8 protein-coding genes are annotated in these 12,504 nt (G+C 65.8%); 5 read left to right on the top strand and 3 right to left on the bottom strand.

Annotated elements, in window-relative coordinates:
* Positions 1-62: 62 nt before the first annotated feature.
* Both QRN51_RS10510 and QRN51_RS10515 read left to right on the top strand, forming a co-directional pair.
* Entirely contained in the window at positions 63-737 is a 675-nt protein-coding gene (locus QRN51_RS10510) for a Maf family protein (RefSeq protein ID WP_059387898.1), read from the top strand.
* 149 nt (positions 738-886) lie between these two features.
* Positions 887-2,695: an acetyl/propionyl/methylcrotonyl-CoA carboxylase subunit alpha gene (locus QRN51_RS10515; protein ID WP_284989788.1), complete on the top strand. Its 1,809-nt coding sequence runs from the start codon at positions 887-889 to the stop codon at positions 2,693-2,695.
* Between the two features lie 189 nt (positions 2,696-2,884).
* Here the strand turns inward: QRN51_RS10515 and QRN51_RS10520 are convergent, their stop codons facing one another.
* On the bottom strand, positions 2,885-4,294 hold the full coding sequence (locus QRN51_RS10520) for an MFS transporter (RefSeq protein ID WP_059387901.1): 1,410 nt from the start codon (positions 4,292-4,294) through the stop codon (positions 2,885-2,887).
* Positions 4,295-4,584: 290 nt separating this feature from the next.
* On the opposite strand from QRN51_RS10520, the gene QRN51_RS10525 reads away from it, so the two are divergent.
* Genes QRN51_RS10525 through QRN51_RS10535 form a run of 3 tightly spaced genes read left to right on the top strand, consistent with a single transcriptional unit; the run spans position 4,585 to position 9,780 of the window.
* On the top strand, positions 4,585-5,991 hold the full coding sequence (locus tag QRN51_RS10525; protein WP_370872196.1) for an MFS transporter: 1,407 nt from the start codon (positions 4,585-4,587) through the stop codon (positions 5,989-5,991).
* A gap of 1 nt (position 5,992) precedes the next feature.
* Positions 5,993-8,221, top strand: a complete 2,229-nt coding sequence (locus tag QRN51_RS10530) for a molybdopterin oxidoreductase family protein (RefSeq protein WP_284989789.1) — start codon at positions 5,993-5,995, stop codon at positions 8,219-8,221.
* Positions 8,218-9,780, top strand: coding sequence for an FAD-dependent oxidoreductase (locus QRN51_RS10535; protein WP_284989790.1), 1,563 nt, complete (start codon positions 8,218-8,220; stop codon positions 9,778-9,780). Before QRN51_RS10530 ends, QRN51_RS10535 begins: the two co-directional genes overlap by 4 nt.
* On the opposite strand, the gene QRN51_RS10540 is transcribed toward QRN51_RS10535, so the two are convergent.
* Both QRN51_RS10540 and QRN51_RS10545 read right to left on the bottom strand, forming a co-directional pair.
* Entirely contained in the window at positions 9,746-10,519 is a 774-nt protein-coding gene (locus tag QRN51_RS10540; protein WP_284989791.1) for a tyrosine-protein phosphatase, read from the bottom strand. The two genes, QRN51_RS10535 and QRN51_RS10540, sit on opposite strands and share 35 nt — an antisense overlap.
* A gap of 156 nt (positions 10,520-10,675) precedes the next feature.
* Positions 10,676-12,499, bottom strand: a complete 1,824-nt coding sequence (locus QRN51_RS10545) for an HNH endonuclease signature motif containing protein (protein WP_284989792.1) — start codon at positions 12,497-12,499, stop codon at positions 10,676-10,678.
* Positions 12,500-12,504 lie beyond the last annotated feature (5 nt).

The raw sequence follows: 12,504 nt of genomic DNA on the forward strand, positions 1-12,504 counted from the left end.
GGCCAAACACCCATATAAGTGAGCGAGCGTCGTGGGAAGGCAGCGCGTACTACGCTTGAGCCGTGACCCGATTGATCCTGGCTTCCCAGTCCCCCGCCCGCACCAAGCTCCTCACGGAGGCCGGCATCCACCACGAGGTACTCGTCTCGGACGTGGACGAGGACGCCGTGCAAGCCCGGTACGGCGTCACCGATGCGCATGACACCGCTCTCCTCCTCGCCCGCGCCAAGGCCGAGGCTGTCGCTTCCCTGCCCGACGCCGAGGGGGCCCTGGTGATCGGCTGCGATTCCGTGTTCGAGTTCGACGGCGAATCGCACGGTAAGCCGTACACAGTAGACATTGCCAAGGAACGAATGCTGCGCATGAGCGGCTCCAAGGGCGTCCTCCACACCGGGCACTGGCTCGTGGACTGCCGCGAAACCGCAGCGGACATGAACGACGGCGAGACGGCCGTCGGCACCGGAGCAACGGTCGGTGCGGTGTCCAGCGCAGAGGTCCACTTTGCGGAGATGAGCGAGAAGGACATCGACGCCTACATCGCAACCGGCGAGCCCCTGCACTGCGCCGGTTCGTTCACGATCGACGGCTTGGGCGGGGCCTTCATCCGCAAGGTCGACGGCGACCCGCACGCCGTCGTCGGGCTCTCCATCTCGACCCTCCGCGATCTGCTCGGGCAAGCGAACGTCGGGATCACCGAACTCTGGACCCACAACGGCTCCGAAGCGGGCAGCGAATAGCGGCGGTCTGGGTCGCCGGCCCGGCGGCCAATTTCCAGCCTTTGTAGCAACCCTACAAAGACAGGCCGTCTCACACACGGAATCCCCCATCAATATGGGCGGAACCCTCAAAATCACGCTAGGCTCCCTGAAGGACAGAAGGAGTCAACTTGTCAGCTAATCCGGCGCAGCCCATTTCCAGCCCTCTCACCAAGGTCTTGATCGCCAACCGAGGCGAAATCGCGGTCCGCATCATCCGCGCAGCCCGGGACGAAGGCATCGCATCCGTGGCCGTCTATGCGGACCCCGACCGCGACGCACTGCACGTCAGGCTGGCAGATGAGGCCTACGCACTGGGCGGCAACACCGCTGCCGAGTCGTACCTCGTGATGGACAAGTTGATCGACGTCGCCAAGCAGTCGGGTGCGGACGCCATCCACCCGGGCTATGGCTTCCTCGCAGAGAACGCCGAGTTTGCCGCCAAGGTCATCGACGCCGGCATCACCTGGATCGGCCCGTCCCCGGACGCCATCTCCGCATTGGGCGACAAGGTGCAGGCCCGCCACATCGCCGAAAAGGTCGGCGCCCCCTTGGTTCCCGGTACGGCCGACCCGGTCGAGTCCGCTGACGAGATCCTGGCCTTCGCCAAGGAGTTCGGGCTCCCGATCGCCATCAAAGCCGCCTACGGCGGCGGCGGACGCGGCATCAAGGTGGCCCGCACCATCGAGGAAATCCCCGAGCTTTTCGAGTCCGCAGTACGTGAAGCCATTGCCGCCTTCGGCCGCGGCGAGTGCTTCATCGAGCGCTTCCTGGATTCCCCCCGCCACGTCGAGACCCAGTGCCTCGCTGACGCCTACGGAAACGTCGTTGTGGTGTCCACTCGCGACTGCTCCCTCCAGCGCCGCAACCAGAAGCTTGTGGAAGAGGCCCCCGCGCCGTTCCTGAGCCCGGAGCAGAACGAGCGCCTCTACGAGTCCTCCAAGGCCATCCTGAAAGAGGCAGGCTACCTCGGCGCTGGAACGTGCGAATTCCTGGTGGGCCAGGACGGCATCATCTCGTTCCTCGAAGTCAACACGCGTCTTCAGGTGGAGCACTGCGTTTCGGAGGAAGTCACAGGCCTCGACCTGGTCCGCGAGCAGTTCCGCATCGCCCGTGGCGAGAAACTCGGCTATGGCGATCCCGAGGTCCGCGGCCACTCCTTCGAATTCCGCATCACCGGCGAAGACCCGGGCCGCAACTTCATGCCCGCACCGGGAACCATCAGCACCCTGAAGAACCCGACAGGTCCGGGCATCCGCATCGATTCCGGCGTGGAGCAGGGCGACGTCATCAGCGGGAACTTCGACTCCATGCTGTCGAAGCTGATTGTCACCGGCGCTACCCGCGAACAGGCCCTCCAGCGTTCCCGCCGCGCCCTTGAGGAAATGGTGGTTGAAGGCATCCCCACCGTGATTCCTTTCGACCTCGCAGTGGTGACCGATCCCGCGTTCGCTCCGGCCGAAGGCCCGTTCAAGGTGCACACCCGCTGGATCGAGACCGAGTTCGTCAACAACGTCCCCGCGTGGACGCCTACCGGAACCGGAACAGAAGCCGCCGACGCCGGTGAGCGCCAGCGCGTCGTCGTCGAGGTTGGCGGCAAGCGGCTGGAAGTTGTCCTTCCGGCGACTCTCGGCTCGGTTTCCTCTGTCGCCAACGCGGGCACCAAGGGCGCCAAGGTCAAGAAGCGTTCCCGCTCTGCGGGCGCCACAGCCGCAGTCGCGGGCGGCAACGCCCTCACCTCGCCGATGCAGGGCACCATCGTCAAGGTGGCAGTAGCCGCCGGCGACGTGGTTGCAGAAGGCGATCTGATCGTGGTCCTCGAAGCCATGAAGATGGAACAGCCCCTCACCGCCCACAAAGCCGGCACCATTCATGGCTTGGTGGCAAAGGCAGGCGAGACCGTCTCCGCGGGCGCCGTCATCGCGACAATCGAAGACTAGTCCCCACTGCCCCCCTAGCCTCGCTTCGCTCGGCCAGGGAACCCGGGCAGCGTGGGCCCACCCACTGGCTCCCTAGCCTCGCTTCGCTCGGCCAGGGAACCCGGGCAGCGTGGGCCCAATTAAAGAGCTCCGGCCCCGCACCATGGGTGCGGGGCCGGAGCCATTTAACCCGAGCCTGTTAATTCAAGCTCAAGCTACGTTGTTTTCGTAATCCGTGTCCTTGGTTTCCTTGGACAGGAACAGGGCCACGAGCGTCAGTACCGCCATGGCGCTGAGGTAGACACCCACCAGGACCGTGCTGCCCTTGGCCGACTCCCAGAGCCAGACCGCGATGAACGGAGCCACAGCCGCGCCGAGGATGCTGGACATGTTGTAACTGACGGCGGATCCGGTGTATCGGACGTTGGTCGGGAACAGTTCCGGAAGCAGCGCACCCATGGGGCCGAAGGTAAGGCCCATCAGCGAGAAGCCGATGATCAGCAACGCCATGGTGCCAACAAAGCCGCCACTGAACAACGGCACGAAGAGCAAGCCGAATACCAGGATTCCCGCGGTCACGGCCAGGAGCATCTTGCGGCGGCCATACTTTTCGGCCAGCGGACCGGCCACCAGGGTGAAAATGCCGAAGAAGACGACGCCGGCAATCAGCATCCAGAGGAAGTCGTTCCGGCTGAAACCCAGGCCTGGTACGAACGCCGCGGCGGCCGCGTCGGTCATGGGCTTTCCGGCCTTCACCGCAGCGGCTTGGGCGCCCACCAGGGTTGGTTTGGTGCCGTAGGTCAGGGTGAACGTGGTCATGAGGTAGAACAGCACGTACGTCGCAAGCATGATGAAGGTACCGAGGATCAGCGGGCGCCAACTCTTCTTGAACACGCGTCCGATGGGCAGCTTGGCCACTTCGTTGGACTCCAGCACCTTGGTGAATGCGGGAGTTTCAATGAGCTTGAGGCGCACGTAGAGGCCAAGGATCACCATGACGGCGCTGAGCAGGAACGGCACGCGCCAGCCCCAGGCGGCGAAGGCCTCGGGAGTCAAGGTGTAGCTGAAGACCAGGAAGATGATGTTGGCCAGGATGAAGCCGATCGGCGCACCCATCTGCGGGAATGTTCCATAGATGGCGCGTTTATTGGCCGGCGCGTTCTCCGTTGCGAGCAGCGCGGCGCCGCTCCACTCTCCCCCGAGGGCCAGGCCCTGGGCGAACCGCAGCACAACCAACAATGTGGGAGCCAGGAAGGTCCAGCCCGGGACCTGTGCCGTGGGGAGGCAACCGATCAGGAACGTGGCGATACCCATGGTCAGGAGGGACGCAACCAGGGTTCCCTTGCGACCGAATTTGTCACCGAAGTGGCCGAAAACTATGGAGCCGAGCGGCCGGGCGACGAAGGCGACACCGAACACCGCGAAGGAGCTCAACAGCTGGGTGGTCTCGTCCGCCGTCGGGAAGAAGAGTTTAGGGAAGACGAGCACAGCTGCCGTGGCGTAAACGTAGAAATCGTAGAACTCGATGGACGTTCCGATGAGGCTGGCGAAGATCACCCGGCCCCGCGAGTTGACCGGCTTGACTGACTCGCTTTCCTTGGATTCAGCGATGGAAGACATGTAGTGGATGCTTTCGTTCACGCCGGCCCGGCGTCGCTGAGCCTGCCGGCAGATTATTGAGAGTTCAATAATAGTTCCCGCTATCCAACAAATGGACAATCAAGTCCAGCATGTGGACGCTTTGGAAAGTCTCACTCTGTGGTCCGCACCACAACAACCTCACCATCGCCTCACGCAGTGGTGACCCCCTCCGATAGGCAAATGTCACAGCACGTTTACAAACCGCGACGGTCCGCGAAACGCGCCGTACCTAACGTGTAAGGACAACGTCCCCACAAAGGAGGCACTCCGTGACAGTTGACCGAAGCACCGAAATCCTCACCAACGAGCAGGCGCCCACCGCCCTCGTCCCCGAGCTTGAACACCGCCCTGGCCGCTGGATTGCCAACTGGGATGCAGAGAACAAGGAGCAGTGGGACGCCGTTGGCCGTTCCATCGCCAAGCGCAACCTGTACTGGTCCATCTTCGCCGAGTTCCTCGGCTTCGTCGTCTGGCAGCTCTGGTCGATCGTCGTCGTCCAGCTCCCGGCAGCAGGCTTCAAGTTCGACACCAACCAGATCTTCTGGCTCATCTCGATCCCCAGCCTGGTCGGTGCCACACTGCGCATCCCGTACACCTTCATGGTCCCGAGATTCGGCGGCCGAAACTGGACCATCGTCTCGGCCCTCCTGCTGCTGATCCCGACGGCGGGCCTCGCCCTCTGTGTCTCAAACCCCGGCACCCCCTTCGGCGTCATGCTGCTGGTTGCGGGCCTTGCAGGCTTCGGCGGCGGCAACTTCGCCAGCTCGATGGCAAACATCACCTTCTTCTACCCCGCCCGTGAAAAGGGCTGGGCACTGGGCCTGAACGCCGCGGGCGGAAACCTTGGTGCCGCCGTCGCGCAGCTCATCGTTCCGATCGCCGTCACCCTCCTGGCCGCCGGTACGGTCAACCTCCCCATGGCCGGCCTCATCTGGATTCCGCTCATCCTCGTCGCCGCGTTCGGCGCCTGGAAGTACATGAACAACCTCACCAGCGCCAAGGGTGACGTCGCAGGCTCCATCGCCGCGCTCAAGGAACCGCACCTGTGGATCATGGCCTTCCTGTACATCGGTACCTTCGGCTCGTTCATCGGCTTCTCCGGAGTCTTCCCCAAGCTCATCAAGGACTACTTCCCGGCCTTCTCCTCCATGCACCTCGGCGCGGTTGTCCTCTCGCTCGCCTTCCTTGGCCCGCTGGTCGGTTCCCTCGCCCGCCCCTACGGTGGACGCATGGCTGACCGCATGGGCGGAGCCCGCATGACCGTCACGGCGTTCGCAGCGATGGCCGTCATCACCTTGACCATGATCTGGACCCTTCCGCTCAAGAACTTCTGGCTCTTCCTGGTCCTGTTCCTGTTCCTCTTCACGGCGAGCGGCTTCGGAAACGGCGCGACGTACCGCATGATTCCGGTCATCTTCGCCACCTCCAGCCGCGCAGCGCGCTCCGGTGCGAGCGCCGCCAGCACGGCACGCCTTGCGTCTTCCTCGCTCGGCCTGATCTCGGCGATCGGCGCCTACGGCGGATTCGTCATCCCCCAGGTACTCAATGCATCCAGCGCTTCCGGCTCCTACACCCCCGCGTTCTATGGCTTCGTCGGCGCCTACGTGCTGATGCTCATCGTTTGCTGGGTCTGCTACCTCCGGAAGGCCAACCGTACCGCGATGGGACACATCTAATATGCCCAATGGCGCCAACACCCACTGCCCGTATTGTGCGCTGCAGTGCGCCATGACCCTGACCCCGGCGGCGCCCTCGGCGCAGCCGGGGTCAGACCCCGCTCCCGCGGCAAAGGCACTTCCGCTCCTGGACGTGTCCGGCCGCGACTTCCCCACCAACCGGGGCGGGCTGTGCCGCAAGGGCTGGACATCGGCGTCGTTGTTGAACCACACCGGACGCGTCACGGAACCCATGCTCAAAGGGTCCGACGGCGTCCACCGGCCAGTCACGTGGGACCAGGCACTCATGCTGGTCACCGGCGCCGTCAAGCAGACCCGCGAGCAGTACGGGCCAGACGCCGTCGGCGTGTTCGGCGGCGGCGGACTCACCAATGAGAAGGCCTACCAGTTGGGCAAGTTCGCCCGCTTGGCGTTGGGAACCTCGCGCATCGACTACAACGGACGTTTCTGCATGTCCTCCGCCGCGGCGGCCGGAAACCGCGCGTTCGGTGTGGACCGCGGCCTCCCGTTCCCCGTGGAAGACCTCGATTCGGCAAACGTCATTTTCCTTCTCGGCTCCAACGTCGCCGAGACCATGCCGCCGTTCGTCCAGCACCTGCAGGGCGCGCGCGATTCCGGCGGGTTGATCGTGGCCGATCCCCGCCGTTCCGCGACGGCCGCATTCACCGGCGACGGCGGCGGCATCCACTTGCAGCCGACCCCCGGAACGGACCTGGCCCTGCTGTTGGGTATCTCCCACGTGGTGGTCCACGAAGGCCTCGCCGACGCCGAATACCTCGAGGATCGCACCACCGGGTACCCGGCGATAGTTCGTAGCCTCTCCGCTTTCTGGCCGGAGCGCGTCCAGTCAATCACCGGCGTGCCTGCCACACTCATCCGGGAAACCGCCCGCCGCCTCGCCGACGGCGCCCGGCGCGGCGGCAGCTACATCCTCACCGGCCGCGGCGTCGAACAGCACGTCGACGGTACGGACACCGCCACCGCCGCGATCAACCTCAGCCTCCTCCTCGGCCTGCCGGGATCCTCCCGCAGCGGCTACGGCACACTGACCGGCCAGGGAAACGGCCAGGGCGGCCGCGAGCACGGCCAAAAGGCCGACCAGCTCCCCGGCTACCGCAAGATCACCGATCCCGCCGCCCGCGCCCACGTCGCCAAGGTGTGGGGCGTCGACGAATCACTCATCCCCGGCCCCGGTCTTCCCGCCGTGGAGCTGTTGAAGTCTTTGGGACAGCCCGACGGCGTCCGTTGCCTCTTCGTGCACGGCGCCAATGTTGCGGTGTCAGCCCCCGACGCCGGCGCGGTGATCGAGGGCCTGCGGAGCCTGGACTTCCTGGTTGTCTGCGACTTCTTCATGTCCGAGACGGCGCTGGAAGCCGACCTGGTCCTCCCGGTCACCCAGTGGGCCGAGGAAGAAGGTACCCTGACCAACCTCGAGGGCCGCGTGCTCCGCCGTCGTAAGGCGCTCACCCCTCCCCCGGGCGTCCGCAGCGAATTGTGGCTCATGGCCCGGCTCGCCGAATCGCTCGACGCTCCGTCCACGTTCAGCGACGATCCCGAGACCGTCTTCGAGGAGCTCCGGCTCGCCTCGGCGGGCGGCCTGGCCGACTACTCCGGAATCGACTACGCCATGCTGGATCGAGGAGAGGCTGCCTACTGGCCTTATCCCACCGGTAGTTCGGGAACGCCGCGACTCTTCCTCGACGGTTTCGCGCACGCCAGCGGACGCGCGGTGATGGTCCCGGTGGCACCGCGGACGCGGTCCCGGCGATCCGCCGTCGTCGGCTCTGATCCTGACCCGCTGACGCTTGTCACCGGGCGGTTGCTGGAACATTACCAATCGGGCGCCCAGACCCGCCGCGTGGCCGAACTCGCCGCCGCGCAGCCGGAGGCGCTCTTGCAGATCCACCCCGCGACGGCGGCCGTCAGGGACATCACCGACGGCGACTTTGTCCGGGTCTCCAACGAACGCGGAGAGGTCCTGTGCAGGGTGGAGCTCAGCAACAGCATCCGGACGGACACCGTCTTCCTGCCCTTCCATTTCCCTGGACTCGGCAGCGCCAACCTGCTCACTGAAGCGGTTACGGATCCCATCTCGGGCATGCCGGAGTTCAAGACCAGCACGGTCTGGGTCCGGAAGGCGGCACTACCAAATATCGAATCGGCGTTGGCTGGCCAGTTGGCTGTTCCAGCGGGCGCCGGCTTGTTAACGCAGGTCAAGGAGGCATCGTGAGCGAGCGAATTGTGGTGGTCGGATTCGGACCGGTCGCAGCCCGGCTGGTGGACGAGCTGTTGCCCGCCGTGCGCGGCGGCCTTGTCCAGCTGCTCGTCGTCGGGCAGGAAAGCGAAGCGGCCTACAACCGTGTCATGGTGGCAGAACTCGGCGTGGGTCGTACTACCGCGGCAGCCCTCGCGATGGCGGACGCTGCCGATTTGGCGGCGGACGGCGTCGAAGTCCGGCTGGGTGTCACCGTCAAACGCATCGACCGCGCACGCCAGCAGCTTGTCCTTTCGGACGGGACCACGCCTGGCTACGACCGTTTGGTGTTCGCCACGGGTTCGCGACCCGTCATTCCGAACCTCACGGGTATCAACCCCGACCCTGCACACCCTGTCCTCCCTCCAGGGGTGACCGCCCTCCGGGACCTCCGCGACGCCGCTCAATTGCGCGACGCCGTGACTGCCGGCAAGCGCGTGATCGTGCTCGGTGGCGGTGTACTCGGCCTTGAAACGGCCTTGGCCGCAGCCGAAGAAGGCGCCCTGGCCACGGTGGTGCACAACGGCTCCTTCCCGCTGGGCCGCAACATCGACCGCGGCGGTGGAGCCGTTCTCGCGGCGAGCTTGCGCAACAGCGGGATCACCATGGTGGGCAACGCCCGTTCCACGGCGGTGGAGCACAATGGCCCCGACGGCATGTTTTCGGCCCTCGTGCTCAACGACGGGTCGCGGATCGAAGGCGACCTTCTTGTCCTTTCCTGCGGCGTGCGCCCCCGGATCGAACTGGCCGAAGGCTGCGGGCTGCCCGCGGCCACCGGCATCCTTGTGGATCACCACTTGCGGACCTATCACGAGCCGCACATGTTCGCCATCGGGGACTGCGCCGAAGTCCGCTGCGCCGATGCCGAGTGCGCCGAATGCCGCACAGCACTTGGCCCCTCCGGGCTGGTGGGACCGGGTTGGCGGCAGGCCGAGTGGCTTGCCGAGTACCTGATCCTTCTTGCCGAAGGCGGCCAGGACGCTGCCGACACCTTGGCACCGCTGCCGCAGGAGAAGCCCGGCGTCGTGGTGTTGAAGGCGCGAGGCATCAACCTGGCGGTCGCTGGCGACAACAGCGCTGAGCCGTGGGATGACGAGCTGTTGTCCGTGGGTGTCTCGGAGGGAACGCCCCGGCGCCAGGTCGCCCAGTGGGCCGATCCCGAACACGGCCGCTACGTCAAAATGACGACGCGGGGCGGCGCGCTCGAAGGACTCGTCACCGTAGGCATGCCGCGCACGGCCGCGGAGCTCGTGATGCTGTTCGAACGCGGCTCCGAGTTGCCAGCAGACCGTTCACTCCTCCTACGCCTGGACGGGCCGGACCAGCTCGGCTCTTCCGCTTCGAATGATGATCCGCAGCGCACAGTGTGTCGCTGCGCAGGCGTCAGCGGCGCGAGCATCGAGGAAGCCGTGTTGGATGGCTGCTCGTCCGTGCCGGAAGTTTCCAAGGCGACCCGCGCGGGGACGGGGTGCGGAGGGTGCCATGGGGACATCAAGGGGATTATCGAGAAGCATTTCCAGGGCGTTGCGGCGTAGGGGTTGCCGCGCCGCGCCACGTGAACAGGCCCTCCCGGTCCCTGTCGGTGAGCTTCGCGGCGTCGAGGAAGGTGTGGAGATCGAATTTTTCCAAGGCATACCGGAAGGCGCCTTCAGTTGTTGTGCCGTGTTGCCGGCATAGTTCCTCAAGCCTAGGTTCGACGTTGTTTCGCTCGCCTCTGGCCGCCCGCGCATCGCCTAGCCTGACGGTTTCCAGATAGTCATCGACGATGCCTTCGGGGTCTGTGCCGATTGCGTGAAGCAGAGCCATGGCGAGCAGGCCAGTCCGGTCCCTGCCGCCCATGCAATGGAAGAGGACCCCTCCTGCCGGCGCGTTGATCACGGCGGATATAGCGGCGCCGGCCCGTTCGGGCATGGCGGCGAGGTGCGGCTGGAAATACATCGCTGTGCCCACCAGACCGCTGTCCCAGTAGTCGGCCCAGAATTCCTTGTTTTCCAGGCCGTCAAGATCAACGTGGATTGTGGTGAGCCAACTGGGCCGTTCCTTGGTATCCGTGTCCCGTTCGCCTTGCTGACGAAGGTCCACCACGGTTCGGATCCCGGCATCATGGATCTGTTGCCATCCGTTCCCGGTGATCCAATCGACGTTCTCGCTCCGGAACAACACGCCTCGCGGAGAAAGTGTCCCGTCTGCACGCCGTAGACCACCGAGGTCACGTCCGTTGACCAGGCCGTCAACTCTGAGTTTGCGATCTTTGTTTTCTGTCAGATCCCCCATGTGCCCTAGTAAACCAGAGCGTGCAAGTCGCCCTTCTGGATAATCACCCACGCGCGCATCCTTGCAGCTAGGTCACCTCGCGGGCGCGTGGTCGCCATCTGGTCGATCGGCCCCGGCACATCACACTCTCAAGGCAGGTAACACCGACACGCGCGATCACACATGGAAGTAGCGGTTCTTGCGTGGTTGTTGGCGTGGGTCGACGTGGGGTGGCGGGATGAACCAGGGCACGCCTGTTTGGACTTGGATGTGCCATTCTTCGTTGTGGATCAGATGGTGGTGGTGGCTGCACAGCAAGACACCATTGTCGACACTGCTTGGTCCACCCCGCGACCAGTACTCGATGTGGTGGGCTTCGCACCACGGGGCCGGCATCGTGCACGAAGGGAACGCGCAGCCTTTGTCCCGGGTGGTAATGGCCTTACGGATGTGCGCCGGGAAGATCCTGGAGGACCGGCCGATGTCCAGCACCTGCCCGTCACCGCCGAGGACGACGGGAATGATGTCGGCGTCGCAGGCGATCTTCCGCAGCGTGGCCGCCGGGACCGGGCCTGTGAACGTAAAGCTCCCCGTGCCGCGTTGCGACCCGCCGGAGCGCCCGGCTTGTCCAGATTGCCCGAGGAACGTGAGCTGCTCCGCGTCTTTCAGCGCTGCCAGGAGCTCCCGGTGATCGATGGTGGCCATGATCTGGGGGCGTTGGCCTCCGGCCGCAGGCAGTGCACCCGTGGCGAGGGCAATCTTGCAGGCGCCCAGCAACCCGTCCAGGAGTTTTTGCGCCCTCGTGCGGCGGTCCAGGGACGCGGCATCATCACCTGAACCACCCGGCAGAGCATCCGCCCGGCCGTCCGTCGGAGCGTTTGCCGGCCCGCTCCCGCCGTCTCCGCCGCCCGCGTCCACCGCATGGTCCCCGGGTCCGGGCTCCGCGGACGTGCGGGTCCGGGGATTGGTGGCGGTGTTCATGACGGTGAGCAGGTGCTCGTACTGGTCCTGGGTGGCGAAGATTTCCAGATGCTGCAGACCGTGTTTGGGTTTACGTAGGAAAGCGCCCTGGAGGTGGCGCAGGGCTTCTTCGCTGGGCTCGGCCCCGTCCTGGTCGATCGCGTCGGTCCAGCGGCGGGCGATCCTGGCCAGGAAATCGGCGTCGTTCTCGGCCGCCGTCATGGTCAGCGCGTGTTCCATGTCCGCGGCTGTCTCCGCGCTGCACCGTGGCCGGACCCGGTCCAGGGCCATCGTAATGGTGGTCGCCGGCCGGGCCGCGATGCTCCCGCAGGCCAGGGCCGCGGCCACTTCCCCATATCGCGGCTGGATCCTTTGACCTGTAAGTGAGCGGCCCGGCAGCAGATCCTCCGCCAGGGCAAGGCGGCGACGGGCCTCCGCCGAGCCGATCCGCAGCAGCGAGCGCAGGTGCTCGCCCGTGTTCCGGAACTCCCTGACCGCGGCCCGGGCGTCACCGGCAGCGAGCCCGCCGCCGTCGACGTCGACCCTGGCCCCGGCTGCTCGAGCTTCAGGTTCGGCGCTGCGGGGACCATCGCTGGAGCCGCCCTCCCCGGCGTCGGCTCCCCAGCCCGTCGTCCAGCCGGTCCCCCAGGCCGGCTCCTGCTGCCGGACCCGGTGCAACTGCCCCGCGGCGACGAGCTGCAAGTAGTCCAGGGTGCGGGAGAGTTCCTCCACGCCTGAGGCAAACGCGGCGGAGTCCTGCAACCCCAGCGTCCCGACGTCGTCCACAGCCGTCCGTGCCAGCGAGCGCAACGCCGCGAGTGCGCCCTCAAGAACACCCTGCGGACCACCGCGACCGCCGTCGTGACGGCTGTCGCGATCCTCGGGCGGATCCAGCAGAGCGAGCCGACGCGGCCCCGGCATTTGACCCGCCGCTTGAGCAGCCGCCGTCACCATCCGCGGCTCGCGCACCTTATGGAACACGACGAACCCGCCGCCGGGCGCAGCGGCCTGGCGGGTAGTGAGGTGTCCGATCGCTTCCATACCCA

It is taken from the genome of Arthrobacter sp. efr-133-TYG-120 (assembly GCF_030209785.1).
Lineage (GTDB): Bacteria > Actinomycetota > Actinomycetes > Actinomycetales > Micrococcaceae > Arthrobacter.

Coding starts and splice junctions, on each gene's coding strand:
- QRN51_RS10545 (WP_284989792.1), bottom strand. CDS start 12,499: ATGGAAGCGATCGGACACCTCACTACCCGCCAGGCCGCTGCGCCCGGC.
- QRN51_RS10530 (WP_284989789.1), top strand. CDS start 5,993: ATGCCCAATGGCGCCAACACCCACTGCCCGTATTGTGCGCTGCAGTGC.
- QRN51_RS10520 (WP_059387901.1), bottom strand. CDS start 4,294: ATGTCTTCCATCGCTGAATCCAAGGAAAGCGAGTCAGTCAAGCCGGTC.
- QRN51_RS10540 (WP_284989791.1), bottom strand. CDS start 10,519: ATGGGGGATCTGACAGAAAACAAAGATCGCAAACTCAGAGTTGACGGC.